The organism is Acinetobacter corruptisaponis (assembly GCF_030053775.1).
GTDB lineage: Bacteria > Pseudomonadota > Gammaproteobacteria > Pseudomonadales > Moraxellaceae > Acinetobacter > Acinetobacter corruptisaponis.
This window is the reverse complement of sequence record NZ_CP125669.1, coordinates 3,072,515-3,090,557: the sequence shown is the minus strand read 5'-3', so window position 1 is coordinate 3,090,557 and position 18,043 is coordinate 3,072,515. Positions and strand designations below refer to the sequence as shown.

The following is an 18,043-nucleotide window of genomic DNA, read 5'->3' as shown; positions in this document are numbered from 1 at the left end:
GAATTACACTCCTACTGCCACGGACACAGGCTCTGCCAATGAAACGGTTGGTGCTAGACCAATTGGATAACCAATATAGCCTGTTGGTAAATATTCGATGACTTGTACAGGTAAGCTGATGCTCGTTTCGCCTGCTTTCACGGTAATACGTTGACCATCTTGAACATTTAAGCGCGTCGCATCTTGTTCACCCACGGCAAACATCGCTTCAGGAATACGTGATTCCATTGCTGGTGTTTTAATGGTGAATTCACCAGAACCAAAGATATGGTGCATTGGCACAAGACGGAAGCTTTCAGGATTCACAACCACGGCAGTCGGTGCAACATAGCTACGTGCAGGACGTTTTGCTAAGCGATCGAATAAACGCACACCCGAATCACCACCTTTTAAGTGACCACCGACTTCATCTTGGTACTTGTTCCACGCTTGTGGCGAGTTCCAACCCGCAGCCCATGCGAAAGGTACTAAAGACGATGCTGTCTGATTACCCACATAACCTTCCATAGAGAATGTTAATGCTGAATCTGGATCGGTTGGTTGTTTTGGCTCGTGAATCGATAACGGCGCACGCATTGCAGTACGACCAGAATAACGACGTGGTTCACGCGCAATCTTCAAGCCATGAATACGATAGCCCGCATCAGGTGCAACATCTTGAATCGCTTCAAGCACAGGAACATTCTTGACGATGTCATCAATCACATCATCAAGAAGCGTCCAGTCCACAGCTTTGCCTTTCAGGCCAGTTTCAATGGCATGCAACCAGCGCCAAGATTCCTTGATCGCATATTCAGGCTTGTAGTAGCTTGGATCATACACTTGATAGAAACGTTGCGCACGACCTTCCTGACTGACCACAGTACCATCACCCTCAGCAAAACTTGCTGCTGAAAGTACAATGTCTGCAAGTTTCAAGGTTTCAGTTTCGCTATGATCAAGTACGATCACAGTTTCGGCCTTGTCAAATGCTGCCTTAACTTGAGCCACTGGTAAACGACGAGTCAAGTCATTTTCGATGACAACGACAGCATCATAATCCTGGGCAAATGCTTGCTCCAGACTTAATCCGCCAAATAGTGCCAAGCCCATTGAGTTGACTTCTGGAACAGTCAGACTTAGACCTGCATTGGCACCCAAGTTTTGCGCAACTTGAGCCGCAGCTTCCATGATGGCAGGATCTTGTAAGCTAGTACCAGAGATAATCAATGGCTTTTTCGCAGCTTTCAAGGTATCCGCAATGGTTTGTGCAAATGCTTTTGCATCATCCGCTAAACCAGAAAGCGCTTCGCCTTTAACAGCAGCAGCAACCGCGAAACCTAAACGTGCGATATCATTTGGCGATGCAACCACTTCACCTGTTGCAACATCCGCTAAACGGGTTTGGGTTGCCGCAAGGATATAGATTGGTGATTTTGCATCTTGACCGATACGCTGTACAGGTTCTGCCAACCAGTCTGGGGTACGTGTTGCAGCAGCCATTGCTTTGGCCTTGTTCTTCGCTGCCTGACGAACCGATAAAGCCATACGTGGTGCGGTTTGAGTTAAATCTTCACCCAAGATCAACACTGCGTCATAACTTTCAATTTCACGCATGTTCGGGTTATAGATCCCCTGGGTTTGCATGATGGATGCCGCCAGCTCAACCAGATTCTGGTCTTTTTGAGACATGCCTGTTGAATAGTTGTCCTGTCCAACCAGTTCACGAAGTACGTAGTTTGATTCCAGACTTGCACGCGGAGAACCAATACCCAGCACTTTCTTGCCCTTGAGTTGGGCAATCACCTGATCTAAGGCCTGATCCACACTCACGGTTGAAACAGTTTCAGCATTGCGGAACTGTGGCTGGCGCGGACGGTCTGCGCGGTTGACATAACCGACACCAAAACGACCTTTATCACATAGGAAGTATTGGTTGACCGAACCATTGAAACGGTTTTCAACACGACGGATTTCACCATAACGCTCACCTGGAGAGATGTTACAACCAGAAGAACAACCAAAGCATACGCTTGGCGCATACTGCATGTCCCATTTACGGTTATAGCGTGCAGAATGGGTCTTGTCGGTGAATACACCTGTTGGACAGACTTCAGTCAGGTTACCAGAGAATTCAGATTCCAAAGTGCCTGATTCTGGACGACCGAAATACACACGTGACGCATTGGCATACACGCCAAAGTCTGTACCACCCGCATAATCCTTGTAGTAACGCACACAACGGTAACAAGCGATACAACGGTTCATCTCATGCGCAATAAACGAACCTAACTCCTGATTGTAGTGGGTACGTTTGATAAAGCGGTAGCGACGACGATCGTGCTGGGTCATCACCGTCATATCTTGTAAATGACAGTGACCACCCTCTTCACAGACTGGACAGTCGTGTGGGTGGTTGGTCATCAAGAATTCAACGATCGACGCACGGAAATCGGTTGCTTCCTTGTCTTCAATCGAAATGTAGGTGTTGTCAGCGGCAGGTGTCATACATGACATCACCAGACGTCCACGTGTGTCTTCCGCATTGTTGTACTGCGTAACGGCACATTGACGACAAGAACCAACAGAACCTAAGGATGGGTGCCAACAAAAATACGGGATGTCGATGCCAAGGCTTAAACATGCCTGAAGCAAGTTTTCTGAGCCGTTGACTTCATACGATTTTCCATCGACATGAATTGTAGCCATAGTCGAATTCCTTAAACCTGTTCTACATCACGAGCTGCGGCATGGGTCTTCACCTTTGCCTCAAACTCATGACGGAAATATTTTAATGCGCCCATCAGTGGCTCCATCGCACCTGGTGCGTGAGCACAGAAGGTCTTACCAATCCAAAGCTTCTTGGTGAGTTCAGACAAATGCTGAATATCTTCCATCTTGCCTTCACCACTTTCCAGTGCTTTCAGTGCTTTCACAGCCCAAGGTAGACCATCACGGCAAGGTGTACACCAGCCACATGATTCACGCGCAAAGAATTCTTCCAGATTACGGGTCGCAGACACCATACACTGGGTTTCATCCACCACCATCAACAGACAAGTTCCCAAACGTGAACCTGCTTTCATGATGCTTTCCGCATCCATTGGTAGGTCGATATGTTCAGCAGCCAAAAAGTCTGTTGATGCACCACCTGGCAACCACGCTTTTAAGGTCAAACCATCACGCATACCACCAGCATGATCTTCGATCACTTCACGGGCAGTGGTACCAAATGGAAGCTCCCAAAGTCCTGGGAACTTGACCTTGCCTGACGCACCATAAATCTTGGTGCCTGGGTCTTTGGACTTGTGCGCTGAAAGGTTGATATACCACTCAGGCCCACGCAACATAATTGCTGGCAAGTTATTGTAGGTCTCAACGTTATTCACAATGGTTGGACGCCCCCATGCCCCTGCCACCTGCGGGAATGGCGGCTTGGTACGCGGATTGGCACGACGACCTTCAAGCGAGTTAATCAATGCGGTTTCTTCACCACAGATATAACGTCCTGCGCCTGTGTGAACGTACATTTCAAAGTTCCAGCCAGTTCCAAGGATGTTTTCACCCAGGTAACCTTTGGCACGGATTTGCTCCAACGCTTCATTTAAATATTGCGCTGCCTCAATATATTCACCACGAATAAAGATATAACCATGCGTTGCTTCAAGGGTATAACCTGCAATCAGCATGCCTTCAATCAATTGATGAGGAAGTTTTTCCATCAGCAAGCGGTCTTTAAAGGTACCTGGCTCCATTTCATCGGCATTACAGATTAAATAGCGTGGACCACCATCATTCGGTGCCATCAATGACCATTTAATTCCCGCTGGGAAGCCCGCACCACCACGACCTTTAACAGTTGCGGCCTTGATGACTTCAAGCACATCCTTTGGTGGCATGCCCAAGGCCTTTTTAAAGCCAGCATAACCTTCAAGCGCTTCGTACTCATCTGCCGCACGAACAAACTCTTGTTTGCTCAAACGCCAGGTCAGTGGATGCGTTTCTGGGTTACCGTCGCCATAAATTGGTTTTGGTTCAGTATTCATACATACTTCTCCAATAACTGTTTGATTGAAGAGGTCTCCACTAAACCGTGGGTATCTTCATCAATCATTAAAGTTGGTCCCTTGTCACAGTTGCCGAGACAGCAAATTGGCAGCAAGGTGAAACGACCATCTGCCGTGGTTTGTCCATACTGGATACCCAACTCGCGCTGGAACGCTTCCGCCAGTGTTTCCGCCCCCATCAGGAAGCATGCAATCGAGTCGCACAACAAAATCACGTGACGACCCACAGGCTGGCGGTAGATACGGTTATAGAACGTTGCCACACCCTCTAAATCTGCCACACTGATGGTCAGCAATTGTGCAATTGCGTTCATTTGCGCGTCATCTACCCAGCCATTACGGCGCTGTACACACTTCAAGGCATCCAGAGAGGCTGCACGCGGGTATGGATAGTGGTCAATGTGATGTTCAATGTCATGGATTTCGTCAGCAGTCAAAATCCCTTCGACATTCACACGTGGTTTTTTATCAGTCAAAATCATCATAATCGTTTACCCCTAGCGATCCACGTCAGCCATAACCACGTCAATGGTCGCCAAGTAAATGATCAAGTCAGATACCAGACTGCCGTTAATCACGGATGGAATTTGCTGCAAGTGTGTGAACGTTGGTGTACGAATACGGGTACGGTAGCTCATGGTGGACTTGTCAGAAGTGAGGTAATAGGTACTCGCACCTTTCACCACTTCAGTCATAAATGATGCCTCACCCGCTGGCATGACAGGCCCCCATGACACACTCAGGAAGTGCGTAATCAGGGTTTCAATATCCTGTAATGTCTTGTCTTTCGGTGGTGGAACAGCCAATGGATGATCCGCTTTATATGGACCAGATGGCATGTTGTCCAAGCACTGTTGAATGATTTTTAATGACTCGGTGATTTCACGGAAATGCACCAGCACACGTGCGTAGGCATCACCCTCGTATTCCACTGGCACATCAAAGTCAAAGTTTTCATAACCACTGTATGGACGATATTTACGTACATCGAAATCAATACCAGTCGCACGCAAACCTGTACCCGTCACACCCCATGCCAACGCAGATTTGGCATCGTATTGCGCTACATTACGCGTACGGCCAATAAACACTGAGTTTTTCAGGGCAGCGGTGTAGTATTCGTTTAGACGTTTCGGCATCCATTCCAGCAACTCTTTAACAAGCTTCTGCCAGTTGTTTGGAAGATCATGCGCTGTACCACCGATACGGAACCACGCTGGGTGCATACGGTAGCCCGTAATCGCCTCAACGATGTCATAGACTTTTTGACGGTCTGCGAACATATAGAATACAGGGGTCATACCACCCGCATCCTGAATTGCAGTACCACAGTAAAGCAAGTGGTTGTTGATACGGAACAATTCGTTCAACATGACACGGATCACCTGCGCACGCTCAGGCACCTTAATCCCTGCAAGCTGCTCAACCGCCATCACGTATGGCATGTTTTGCGCACAGCCACCGAGGTAGTCAACACGATCCGTATAAGGAATAAATGAATGCCATGTTTGACGCTCAGCCATCTTTTCCACACCACGGTGGTGATAACCAATGTCAGGCACACAGTCCTTCACTTCTTCACCATCCAACTGCAAAACAATACGGAACGCACCGTGTGCAGATGGGTGGTTAGGTCCCAGATTCAGGAACATGAAGTCTTCATCGGCATTGCCACGTTTTAGCCCCCAGTCCTCAGGCACAAAGCGTAGGTGTTCCTGTTCGAAATCCTGCTTGGCCTGGTCTTGCATATACGGTGTATATTCTGTCGCACGGGCAGAATATTCCTTACGCAATGGATGACCCTCCCAATAGGTTGGCAACAAGATACGACGAAGCATTGGATGCCCCTCGAAATTGATCCCAAACATATCGTAGGCTTCACGCTCATACCAGTTGGCATTTGGCCAGATATTGGTGGCTGTTGGAATATTGAGGTCGCTCTCATTCAACGCAACCTTGATACGAATATCGGTATTACGCTCAAGCGACAACAAGTGATAGAACACAGTGAAGTCTGATGGTGGCAAACCGTCACGGTGAACACGTAAACGCTCATCCACCGCTGACAGGTCAAACAACATCACATAGGGACGTTCCACTTTACGGAGGAACATAAGGACTTCTTGCACGCGTGCGCGCTCAACCCAGACTGTTGGAAACTCTTCACGAGTCGCCTGCACGTAGAAGTTCTCACCAAACTTGGTTTTGAGCTCTTCCACAATTGCAAATGCTGGGCGTGAATCAACTGGCGTTGATTCTGGCATAGCAATGTCAGTTTCAGCCATTGGCTTGGCTTCCTATTTAATACAAATTCTGGCAATTCTTTTTCGATGACCATATCCATCACGGATACGTCAAAAACTCATCGTCAAAAAATTATTTAATTTCATCCATAGAGCGCAGGTTTTTCACCGCAATACGTTCAGCGTTTTTACGGTCACGTTCTGGCATCATCTTTGGCTTATACACAGGCTGAAGATCATCACCAATCACCGCTGAAAGTGGACGGCGCTCTAATTGAATTTGGTCTTGAAGCAACATCAATGCTTGAATAAGTGCTTCTGGACGAGGAGGACAACCTGGGATGTACACATCAACAGGAATAATTTTGTCTACGCCCTGAACCACGGAATAGATGTCGTACATACCACCTGAGTTGGCACAGGCACCCATTGAGATCACCCATTTAGGCTCAAGCATCTGTTCATACAAACGCTGGATTACAGGCGCCATCTTAACAAAGCAGGTTCCTGCAACAATCATCAAGTCCGCCTGACGCGGTGAAGCACGGATGACCTCGGCACCAAAACGTGACAGGTCATGCACTCCCGTTAACGTGGTCGCATATTCAACGTAGCAGCATGAAGTACCAAAGTTAAATGGCCACAACGAGTTTTTACGCCCCCAGTTCACTGCGGTATGCAACACATCCTCAAGACGCGTCATCATCACGCTTTTATTCACTTCTTCCTCAAGTGGGTCAGTGACGATTTGACGATCTTGCAAAGGATATTGATCGGCATCTGGATTCGCACGGGTTAAAGTATATTTCATCCCGACTTACTCCTGTTCAGTTATTGAGGTGGTCGGTGTCTTGGATTTAACACGACCAGAAGACTGTGCTGGAATATGACCAGTAGGATCGACAACCAATTCTTCGATGTTGTTGAATCGGGTAATGTCAGCAATGTTCATATTTGGCGAACCAATATGGGTTTTTACACCCGCTGCCTTACGACGGTCTGTTGGAGCCCAGTTTAATGCGCCAACCGCAATGGCATAAATCAGGGCAATCAATAGATCCACCACGAAAATAACCACTGTGGTGAACCCGAACCAGCCCACTTCACGGACAGAGGTTGACCATGCGTAGAGGTAAAGGGCTTCCAGGTCAAAAACAACGAAGAAAATTGCAACTAGATAGAACTTGGCTGACAAGCGAATACGAGCACCGCCCGCACTAACTACACCTGATTCAAACTGCTCTTGCTTTGCACGTCCCCATGCTTTTCCCCCAAGGAGTAGAGGAACAGTAAGCATAAAAACGCAAAGAAATGTAACGCCGATCACGAAAGCGATAATCGCCCAATCGTATGGAGTAATGGCACTCATGCGGGGATAACTCCTGGCAGGCCTATTTTTAACAAAGAATGTATGTATTGGCCTTCAAATACACCAAACACAAAATTAATCCCGCCAATTGTACCTGATTTCTAATTTCGCATGCTAGTTGATGCGCTTTAGTCTTTCGGATGATTTTGTCCATAAATTTACGCTTCTCTCCCAGATCACCACGAATTCACCCTTAAAAATCGAATTATCAAATCAAGTATTACATATCAATCATTTTTTTCTTTATCTATGCGCCAAAAACATTCGAATTCCATTCCCCATGCCCAAAAACATGGCAGCACGAACTAAATCATTGCATTGATACAAATTTATGATGAAAATTTAAACAAAATTTATATAATAGCGCCACCAAATTTCCCCAAGGGAACGCGTCAGCATGCCTCAATCTACAGTAGCATTAAAGCCGCTCTCGCTTTTCCAGCTCTTCCTACTGTTTACTGCGGTTATCTTTTGCTGCTGTCTGTTGGGCATTGCAACACGACACCTCACCTTTCTGGCCTCATTTTGGCCTGCCAACTCGGTTTTGCTGGGTTTGCTGATTCGCTTTCCACAAACACGGCATCCCATCAGCTTTATTGGTGCGATTGTTGGCTACCTGCTTGCCGATACATTGCAGGATACGCCGTTTCTACTCAATGTCTGCCTCACTACCGCCAACCTGCTCTATGTGTTCACGGCACTCGCCCTGTACATTCGGTTCAATGCCTTGATCCGTTCCATACATCACGGTTATTTTTATCTTTTTTTGTTTAGTTTTTGTTGTGTGGGCGGTCTATCCAGCTCCCTGTTTGCAGCCATTACCCTGCCTTTCTTTAACACCAAGTTTGCCCTGGGTTCATTTGTAACTGACTTTGGCTACTGGTTTACTGCGGAAATCCAGAACGCCTTATTGCTGTTGCCTGCAATGCTGAGCGCACCCGCCTTTGCAGAATTCAGGCAACAACTCAAAGAGTTTAAAACCCAAACCATTCAGGAAATCCTGCCTTTATTCGCCGTGATTCTTTCCATTGCGATTGGTTACTACGATGCAGGACCTGGTTCCCTACTCTATCCGATTGCGGCCTTAATCTGGTGTGCACTGCGTTACCGACATTTTTCAGTGGCGATGATTACCGCTATCAGTTGTGCCTTTATCATTTACCATGTGTCGCAAAGCTATTTATTGCTGTATCCAGACCAGTATCTCCACAACACCATTTCCATCCGTATTGGATTGATCATGATGACGATTGCACCCTTGACCGTCTCCAGCATCAATCTGGTGAGATCCAAACTGATTCAGGAATTACAGCACACCATTGCACACGATGAACTCACCTCCAGCCTGACCCGACGTCAATTTCTCCAGTCCGTACAGTTAATCCAGCAACAGGCAACCCAACAGGGACAAACCACAGCATTCCTGATGCTGGATGTGGACCATTTCAAGCAGGTCAATGACAGCTATGGACACCAGATGGGAGACCGCGCATTGCAAAGCTGTGTGCAAACCATTCAGGCACAGCTTAGACCGAATGACCTGCTCGGACGTTTGGGTGGTGAGGAGTTCGCCATCTTTATGGCAGACACCAGCCTTGAGGCTGCCCATGCCTGTGCTGAACAGATTCGCCAGCACATGAGCCAAACTGCTATTTCAATTGACCAACAGCGGTATTTTTTCATCCAGCTCAGCATTGGCCTGTGTATTTGCACGCCTGAAAACCATCAACTGATTGAGCATTTATTCAAGCAGGCGGATGATGCACTTTATCAGGCAAAAAGACAGGGCCGAAATCAGGTGGTGATTTCGACATAATATGTTGCAATTCAGCAAAATACTTTAATTATCTTTATACACAGCCGACGCAATAGATGAGTATTCTAAAAGAAGCAAACAAGGAGAAAAATATGCATCTAGAATACACCCACGACTCGGATTATTTCTTTTTTTCACAACTACTGATGCGTCATATAGAAAGTTATGTTCGAAAACATCCAGATGCTGATAACGCGATTTTTGATTTAAGAGACATATACGAAGTATTTAGAGAGGATTTTGCGGCGACCACAACCAATCTAGAAAGTATTCTCAATATTGCCGATAGTTACAAGGTAGAAACCCTCAATGGAGATCAGGCACTCATCAAAAGCTATAAAATTGATGTTAAGAACAATTCACTGTTGATTGACTTTAATACGGATGCCCTCAATAGTTTACGGTCAGGACAGCCATTGATTGAACCTGATCCATCTGTGCATGAATAAATATAAGTCAATCTATCACAAGTTTTAAGCCATACACTTTACCAAAGCCATAATGGCTTTGGTTTCTTATAAAATCCTAATGCCCGAAACCTAGATTTTATTTTTACCGCTTTGTTTATAGCGTTTGGCTGGCCAGGTCATGACAAAACGTGCCCCACCCAAGTTTGGACTTTGGTCAACCTGAATCTCACCACCAAACCAGTAGGCAATACGGCTCACAATCGAAAGGCCTAAACCATAGCCACCCGATGCACGGGTACGGCTATCGTCCAGACGCGCAAATGCCTCAAAAATACGTGAGCGCTCTTGCTCTGGAATCCCAGGACCATCATCCTCCACGCACACATAAGCCTTGCCATCAGCACGCACACCGCCACTGATACGCACCTTGTTGTCACAGTAGCGCACTGCATTGCCCACAAGGTTCTGTACCACACGATGCAGATAACGGCGCTCGGCATCAACACGTAATGCCAGAGGTGGAGCAATCAATTCAATTTCTTTCTGGGTTTTGAGTGCCTCGGTCTCCATTGCCACCTGATCCAGCACCTCGACCAGCACAAGGTCTTCAAAATCAAGCGATGGTGTGCCCTGCTCCAGTTTGGCATAGGTCATGATCTCATCAATCAGGGTATTGAGCGCCTCAATATCCTTGTCAATCATGTCCACCTGCTGAATACGGTAACTGTAGTCGTCCTCTTCCGCCAGCATTTCCATACCAAAACGGATACGGGCCACAGGCGTTCTCAGCTCATGCGAAACCGCACGCATCAATTCCCGCTGTGCCTCAATCAGGCGCTGGATATGGTCTGACATATTGTTATAACTTGATGCCAGATTCGCCATTTCATCGGTTCCCTCAATCGGGACACGCAATGACAGGTCGCCTGACTTCATCTTATTCAAGGCATGACGAACCTGACGAACTTTACGCTCCAAAGGCAGAATCAGTCCATATACGCCAAGGCTCAGCAAGAACAAACTAAATAAGGTAATACCAGCCGCAAGCTGGAAAGGCATCCAGTTAAACATCGGTACTGGCCCTAGAACCAGTACCTGTGCAGGATGGTTGGGCATTGGAGATACAATCGAGATGGTGGTGCCACGTATGCTGGCACTGTCTTTATACATCAGCACACTCTGGTCCTGACGCAAACGGCCAATCTGTTCAGAGTCGAGGTTAATGTCTCGGATATCGGCAATTTCAATGGGATAATAGAAGTGCTTTTTAATTTTTTCCAGATATTCGCGCTCTTGACCTGGATAAAAGATCAGGTAGTCCAGCACGAAAATTGGCAGTGCTTTCATCTGCCGCTCGCCGATTTTATCTACCTTAATGTAGAGAAAATGTTTGGGATCATCTTTCAGCCCAATAATGACATAACCGATGCCATTATTGGCATCGTAACGAACAACGGACTGTTGCTCGGCGATCCGCTTTCGCTCGGTACGGGAAAGCTCCACCCGCGCCGCATCAACATAATAGATGGGAAGCTCCAGCAAATCGGAAGCATCTGAAATCCAGTCCAGCTTTTGCTGTTTTTCTGGTTGGCGAGCCACGCCCTCACTGATGACATAGGAAATACCATCTGTCAGGGATTCACGATATTCCTGCGCCCGTTGGTAGTTAATGATCTGCACTAGCAAATAACAGAATGCCGCCACAACAACGACCAAAACCACCAGCCCAGCATAAATACGCAAGAATATGCTGTTTTTCAGTACTCGACTCACCATAGGGTAAATAATTCCCAGCTAATTTAGCATCCCCCACTTTCCTCTCATCAGAGAGGAGTCACCTCTGTTCTTAAAGGCGGGGAGTGGCTAAAGCTCTGCAAGAAAGGGATTTATATCCCGTTGGTTTCTTTGACGAATAAATAACCCTTGCTGCGCACCGTCTTAATACGTTTTGGATTCTCTGGGTCATCACCAATTTTCGGACGGATACGGGAAATACGCACGTCGATTGAACGGTCCTGACCATCGTATTCAATGCCACGCAAACGCTCAAAGATGTCTTCACGGGAAAGGATACGGCCCGCGTTTGAAGCCAGCAGCCACAACAGATCATATTCCGCGCTGGTGAAGTCAACCAACTCACCATTGAGTGTCACTGAACGACCACCGTTATCAATCACCAGATCATCAAACTCGATACGCTGCGCCACTTCATCCTCAACCGTCTTGTCGGTACGGCGTAATAACGCGCGGATACGTGCAAGCAAGACACGCGGTTGCACAGGTTTGGCAACATAGTCATCCGCACCCATTTCCAGACCAAGCACCTGATCCATATCTTCAGTACGTGCGGTCAGCATCAGGATTGGTTGATGGTAGTGTGGACGGACTTCGCGACAAACGGTTAGACCATCCGCCCCAGGCAACATTACATCCAGCACCACTAAATCAGGCTGTTCACTGATAATACGACGAATGGCACGGTTACCATCAGTTTCAACCCCAACTTCCAAACCGTTACGGATTAAATACTCCTGGGTTAAGCGTGCTAAACGTTCGTCATCTTCAACGATCAGAATCTTTGGTAACTTTTCTTCTTGGCTCATTTATTTGCCCCTAATAATCTTACAGATACATTGGTTTATGATTTGCAATATACACACGTTTACATTGTAAACAAGTGGTCGTTCACCAAACTGATACACGTCCACCCAGTTTTGTTATATTTTTATTAATATGATGAATTTTAATGTCTTTTTCAGAATTACATGCTTGTTATAAACAACATGGATATTGAGTATAAATTTTGTACCAGTATTAAACAATTTGTTTCTTTGCGCTTCCGAAATAATTTAAGTGTCTGTTTTTTGAGTTATCCACAGAGTTATCTATACGTCTTTTTAAAGCCCTTTGCTATGCTATGTGCCTGTGAATACAGCAGTTAAAACACGAAAAAAACTTTAGTAAAATGTCAAGATTGATCTGCTGTTAAAAATCCCGTATCTTGTGTTGAAAATAAACTTTAACCACTAAGTATTGTGTTTATCCCTCAAACATCGTGGCATATTTTGTGCACGGTTCAAACGGTCTATGAACATAAAAATAGATGATAATGGAGCTATGCTGACATGAGCATCATCACTTCCGCACCTGGCCAAATTCAGGTTATTAAGCGCACTGGAGAAATCGCGACATTTAATGCCGAGAAGATTTCTGTTGCGATTGGAAAAGCCTTTTTAGCTGTTGAAGGTCAGCAGGGAGCCGACTCAAGTCGTATCCATGACCGTATTGAGCAACTCACAGAGATGGTGCTGAATACCTTTAATCGCCGTTTACCATCAGGTGGCACAATTCATATTGAAGAGATTCAGGATCAGGTTGAATTGGCGTTGATGCGCACAGGCGAGCAAAAGGTTGCCCGCGCCTACGTGATTTACCGTGAACAGCGTGCCACCGCCCGTCAGCAGGCAGGTGCGAACCATCACCCTACCCTACAGATTACCGATGCCAATGGTCAGCTCCAGCCGTTGGACCTGGGTGCGCTTACAGCCAACATTGAAACTGCAAGTGCGGGTCTTGAAGGGATTGATGTTCAGGCCATTGTCGATGAAACCGTTAAGAACCTCTATAACGGTGTAAAGGAAAGCGACATTGCCACCACCATGATGATGGCGACACGTACCCGTATTGAACAGGAACCAAACTACACCTATGTGACTGCGCGTTTATTGCGTAATGAACTGGTGAGCACAGGTCTTGAGTTTTTAGGTTTAGCAACCGATACGCTGGAAGGCGATGCTTTAGAAACATTCCTGAAGAAAGGGATCGAGCTTGATCTTTTATCTCCAGAACTGCTTGATTTTGACCTTGCCAAACTGGCGGCGGCGATTCAGCCAGAACGTTCAAACCAGTTTACCTATTTAGGTCTACAGACATTATTTGACCGTTACTTTATCCATTCAAATGGCGTGCGTTTTGAATTACCACAGTTATTCTTTATGCGCGTGTCAATGGGTCTGGCGCTTAATGAAGACAATAAGGAAGAGCGTGCAATTGAGTTCTATAACCTGTTGTCAAGCTTCGACTACATGGCCTCTACGCCTACCCTGTTCAACTCTGGTACATTGCGTCCGCAACTTTCAAGCTGCTACCTCACCACCATTGGTGATGACCTGTATGACATTTATGGCGCAATGCGTGACAACGCCATGCTGTCTAAATGGGCGGGCGGTTTAGGCAATGACTGGACACCTGTACGTGCCTTGAACTCTTATATCAAGGGTACAAATGGTAAGTCTCAGGGTGTGGTGCCATTCCTGAAAGTAGCGAACGATACCGCTGTTGCAGTGAATCAGGGTGGTAAGCGTAAAGGTGCTGTCTGTGCATACCTGGAAACCTGGCACTTAGACGTTGAAGAATTCCTAGAACTGCGTAAGAACACAGGTGATGACCGTCGTCGTACCCACGACATGAACACAGCAAACTGGGTGCCTGACCTGTTCATGCAACGTGTATTTGAAGATGCTGAATGGACACTGTTCACACCATCTGAAGTGCCAGACCTACATGACCTGACTGGTGCTGAATTTGCTGAGCGTTATGCACACTACGAAGCTGTAGCCAAAGAACAAAACTTGCTGCACAAGAAAGTACGTGCCAAAGACTTATGGCGCAAAATGCTTTCCATGCTGTTTGAAACAGGCCATCCATGGATCACGTTCAAGGATGTATGTAACCTGCGTTCACCACAACAACACGTGGGCGTGGTTCACTCATCCAACCTGTGTACAGAAATCACCCTGAATACCAATCAGGATGAAATCGCGGTATGTAACCTTGGTTCAATCAACCTTGTACAACACGTTCAGGGTGGTGTGCTGGATCGTGAGAAACTTGCCCGCACCATCAAGACAGCAGTGCGTATGCTCGATAACGTGATCGACATCAACTACTATGCAGTGCCACAGGCGAAGAACTCGAACCTGAAACACCGCCCTGTGGGTATGGGGATCATGGGCTTCCAGGATGCGCTTTATGAAATGGGCATCGCCTACGGTTCAGATGAAGCGGTTGACTTTGCTGATGAATCAATGGAAGTGATCAGCTACTATGCAATCCAAACCTCTAGTGACCTTGCGATTGAACGTGGTGCCTATTCAACATTCAAGGGTTCACTGTGGGATCAGGGCATCTTGCCAATTGATTCTTTAGACCTTGTTGGTAAAACTCGTCCTGAGCGTATGTTTGAGGTTGACCGTACCCAACGTCTGGACTGGAACACTTTACGTGCCAAAGTTCAAAAAGATGGTATGCGTAACTCAAATGTGATGGCGATTGCACCAACCGCAACCATTTCAAACATTTGTGGTGTGTCTCAGTCAATTGAGCCAACATTCCAGAACCTGTATGTGAAATCAAACCTTTCTGGTGAGTTCACTGTCATCAACCCTTACCTTGTTCGTGCATTAAAAGAACGTGGTCTGTGGGATACCGTGATGGTGAATGACCTGAAACATTTTGAAGGTTCTGTACAGAAAATTGCCCGTATTCCTGAAGAATTGAAAGCAATTTTTGCCACTGCATTTGAAGTTGAGCCACGCTGGATTGTGGATGCCGCATCCCGTCGTCAAAAATGGATTGATCAGGCGCAGTCACTTAACCTTTACATCTCTGGTGCAAATGGTAAGAAACTGGACATCACCTATAAAATGGCATGGTTGCGTGGCCTAAAAACCACCTATTATCTCCGAGCTTTGGGTGCAACCTCTGCCGAGAAATCAACAATCAATACTGGCGCACTTAATGCGGTTAAACCAGCGGCTGTTGAAGCACCTGTTGTTGCGGCACAGGCAGTGGTTGTAGAGAAAAAGCCTGATGTACAAGTTGAAGAGGATTTTGCTACGGCTGCGCCTGTACCATTGGCGTGTTCAATTGACAATCCAGACTGCGAAGCTTGTCAGTAAGACTGCCCCTAGACCCTCCTAAAAGGAGGGGGACTTGCCATGAATCTAATGCTGAATATGATTCATGCTATACCCTCTCCTAAAAGGAGAGGGTCAGGGAGAGGTTGAAAAGAAGATAAATCGAGGCAAAGATCATGTTCCATCTCAGTCATAATTATCAATTTGGTGTGATTGTCCTGATTCTTGCCTTTTTAGTTTTTTATATTCCTATGGTTTACGCATTTTTTAAAATTCGTAAACAGCAGCAAAAGCAAGATCAATAAAGTGATTGATTAGGAAAATAAGATGGCACTTCAACAAGATTTAGTACTACATCCAAATGCGAGATTAGTCCAAATTTATGTTGATCGAATGTTGCTCAGCTACGCCACCAAGCAAATCACTGAGCATGCCAATTTTTCACATCTTCGTTCATTGATTGATAATTTTGCGGTTGCAGAGAATGTATTACACAAATTAATGAAACAAACCACAGCAGGAATGCTTCAACCTGCCCCTTACCTGTTTATTCAGGCAATGGAACGAACAGAAGCAGGTTTAACATTTGTAGAACTGCGAGCTTTACGAGAACTTGGATTTAATAGCGGAGCTAGCTTTGTCGCTATTTATAATGAACAAGGCAAACTATTAGAGCCTGATCAATTACCCAAACCTTATAATCCCACCCATTTTAAATTATTAGTCAGTATGACGATTGGTGTGATTTTACTAATTTTAGTTTTGGGCCTAATTCATTTTCTAAGTTCCTAAAACTGCAATGTAAATAGATTAAGATTAGAGTGAGATAAATTATGTCTATCCTTAGCTGGGACGATTTTGAAGATGATACGCAAAAACCGACTGCACCTGAACACAAGTCTGCGTCCCTCGAATCGCAAAAAACGGTTGATACGCAAGTGGTATCTGATGCAGAGCCATCATCGCCGCGTGTGGCAGCTCCACAATCCGCTGGAGCCAGTACCGTGCGATCAACAAATCCAACCGATTCGCTGGCTAGAGCATCTGAAGCCCTAGAACATCTTGACGTTGCGCCAGGTCTGGAAGAACTGGAAATGGGCGCACAGCGTGTACAGGTTGATGACAAGGCCATGATCAACTGCCGTGCAGACTTAAACCAGCTTGTACCATTTAAGTATGAGTGGGCTTGGCAGAAATACCTTGACGGGTGTGCCAACCACTGGATGCCACAAGAAATCAACATGAACCATGACATCGCGCTTTGGAAGTCTGAAAATGGCTTGACCGAAGATGAGCGTACCATTGTGATGCGTTCTTTAGGTTTCTTCTCGACTGCGGATTCACTGGTTGCAAACAATCTGGTATTGGCCATCTACCGCCACATCACCAACCCTGAATGCCGCCAGTACATCCTGCGTCAGGCGTTTGAGGAAGCGATTCATACCCATGCCTACCAATACTGTATTGAGTCTTTGGGTATGGATGAAGGCGAAGTCTTCAATATGTACCGTGAAGTGCCAAGCGTTGCACGCAAGGCATCGTGGGGCCTGAAATATACGCAATCTTTAAGCGACCCAACGTTCCACACAGGCACACCTGAAAACGACCAGCGTTTATTGCGTAACCTGATCGCATTCTACTGCGTACTTGAAGGGATTTTCTTCTACTGTGGCTTTACCCAGATTTTGAGTATGGGCCGCCGTAACAAGATGAACGGTGTTGCTGAGCAGTTCCAGTACATTTTGCGTGATGAGTCGATGCACCTGAATTTTGGTATCGACATGATCAACCAGATCAAGATCGAGAACCCTCACCTTTGGACAAATGAGTTCCAACAGGAAGTGATTCAAATGATTCTTGAAGGTACCATGCTTGAAATCGAATATGCACGTGACACTATGCCGCGTGGTGTATTGGGCATGAATGCAAGCATGATGGAAGAATACTTGAAGTTCATCTGTAACCGCCGTTTGTCTCAACTTGGTTTACCAGAGCAGTTTGCTGGCGTGACCAATCCATTTGCGTGGATGTCTGAGATGATGGACTTGCGTAAAGAGAAGAACTTCTTTGAAACGCGTGTAACGGATTATCAGACTGGTGGTGCGTTAAGCTGGTAAGATAAATTGCATTTAAATATAGGCTGCCATTAATACTTGGCAGCCTATATTCCAAATAGAGAACTTTAATAGTATTAGAAAAAACTTCGGCATATAAAAACAATTTTACTTGAAACCAACACCT

General features: G+C 46.1%; 14 protein-coding genes. 6 read left to right on the top strand and 8 right to left on the bottom strand.

Annotated elements, in window-relative coordinates; translation table 11 throughout:
* Positions 1–3: 3 nt before the first annotated feature.
* The 6 genes from nuoG to ndhC form a co-directional block, all read right to left on the bottom strand.
* Positions 4–2,688 (bottom strand): NADH-quinone oxidoreductase subunit NuoG, encoded by a 2,685-nt coding sequence (gene nuoG, locus QLH32_RS14695; RefSeq protein ID WP_283266803.1) that lies wholly within the window; start codon positions 2,686–2,688, stop codon positions 4–6.
* A gap of 11 nt (positions 2,689–2,699) precedes the next feature.
* Positions 2,700–4,025: an NADH-quinone oxidoreductase subunit NuoF gene (gene nuoF, locus QLH32_RS14690; RefSeq protein ID WP_283266802.1), complete on the bottom strand. Its 1,326-nt coding sequence runs from the start codon at positions 4,023–4,025 to the stop codon at positions 2,700–2,702.
* Positions 4,022–4,531, bottom strand: coding sequence for an NADH-quinone oxidoreductase subunit NuoE (nuoE, locus tag QLH32_RS14685; RefSeq protein ID WP_267980089.1), 510 nt, complete (start codon positions 4,529–4,531; stop codon positions 4,022–4,024). Before nuoE ends, nuoF begins: the two co-directional genes overlap by 4 nt.
* 12 nt (positions 4,532–4,543) lie before the next feature.
* Positions 4,544–6,331: an NADH-quinone oxidoreductase subunit C/D gene (gene nuoC, locus QLH32_RS14680; RefSeq protein ID WP_267980088.1), complete on the bottom strand. Its 1,788-nt coding sequence runs from the start codon at positions 6,329–6,331 to the stop codon at positions 4,544–4,546.
* A 91-nt stretch (positions 6,332–6,422) separates the two neighbouring features.
* Positions 6,423–7,100: a NuoB/complex I 20 kDa subunit family protein gene (locus QLH32_RS14675; RefSeq protein WP_004638049.1), complete on the bottom strand. Its 678-nt coding sequence runs from the start codon at positions 7,098–7,100 to the stop codon at positions 6,423–6,425.
* 6 nt (positions 7,101–7,106) lie between these two features.
* Complete coding sequence (ndhC, locus tag QLH32_RS14670) at positions 7,107–7,658, bottom strand: NADH-quinone oxidoreductase subunit A (protein ID WP_267980087.1); 552 nt, start codon at positions 7,656–7,658, stop codon at positions 7,107–7,109.
* 397 nt (positions 7,659–8,055) lie between these two features.
* On the opposite strand from ndhC, the gene QLH32_RS14665 reads away from it, so the two are divergent.
* Positions 8,056–9,474 carry a GGDEF domain-containing protein gene (locus tag QLH32_RS14665; protein ID WP_283266801.1) on the top strand — a complete coding sequence of 473 codons (1,419 nt, stop codon included), beginning with the start codon at positions 8,056–8,058 and terminating at the stop codon, positions 9,472–9,474.
* 92 nt (positions 9,475–9,566) lie between these two features.
* Positions 9,567–9,923, top strand: coding sequence for a hypothetical protein (locus QLH32_RS14660; protein ID WP_283266799.1), 357 nt, complete (start codon positions 9,567–9,569; stop codon positions 9,921–9,923).
* A 90-nt stretch (positions 9,924–10,013) separates the two neighbouring features.
* Here the strand turns inward: QLH32_RS14660 and bfmS are convergent, their stop codons facing one another.
* Positions 10,014–11,660 carry a sensor histidine kinase BfmS gene (gene bfmS, locus QLH32_RS14655; protein WP_267980085.1) on the bottom strand — a complete coding sequence of 549 codons (1,647 nt, stop codon included), beginning with the start codon at positions 11,658–11,660 and terminating at the stop codon, positions 10,014–10,016.
* A 110-nt stretch (positions 11,661–11,770) separates the two neighbouring features.
* Entirely contained in the window at positions 11,771–12,487 is a 717-nt protein-coding gene (gene bfmR / locus QLH32_RS14650; RefSeq protein ID WP_004655457.1) for a response regulator transcription factor BfmR, read from the bottom strand.
* A 522-nt stretch (positions 12,488–13,009) separates the two neighbouring features.
* Between bfmR and QLH32_RS14645 the strand changes: the two genes are divergently transcribed.
* The 4 genes from QLH32_RS14645 to QLH32_RS14630 all read left to right on the top strand — a co-directional run bounded on the left by QLH32_RS14645 (position 13,010) and on the right by QLH32_RS14630 (position 17,919).
* Positions 13,010–15,844 (top strand): ribonucleoside-diphosphate reductase subunit alpha, encoded by a 2,835-nt coding sequence (locus QLH32_RS14645; RefSeq protein WP_267980084.1) that lies wholly within the window; start codon positions 13,010–13,012, stop codon positions 15,842–15,844.
* Between the two features lie 134 nt (positions 15,845–15,978).
* Complete coding sequence (locus QLH32_RS14640) at positions 15,979–16,107, top strand: preprotein translocase subunit YajC (RefSeq protein ID WP_267980083.1); 129 nt, start codon at positions 15,979–15,981, stop codon at positions 16,105–16,107.
* Positions 16,108–16,129: 22 nt separating this feature from the next.
* Entirely contained in the window at positions 16,130–16,594 is a 465-nt protein-coding gene (locus QLH32_RS14635) for a hypothetical protein (protein ID WP_279959531.1), read from the top strand.
* 41 nt (positions 16,595–16,635) lie between these two features.
* Positions 16,636–17,919, top strand: coding sequence for a ribonucleotide-diphosphate reductase subunit beta (locus QLH32_RS14630; RefSeq protein ID WP_267980081.1), 1,284 nt, complete (start codon positions 16,636–16,638; stop codon positions 17,917–17,919).
* Positions 17,920–18,043 lie beyond the last annotated feature (124 nt).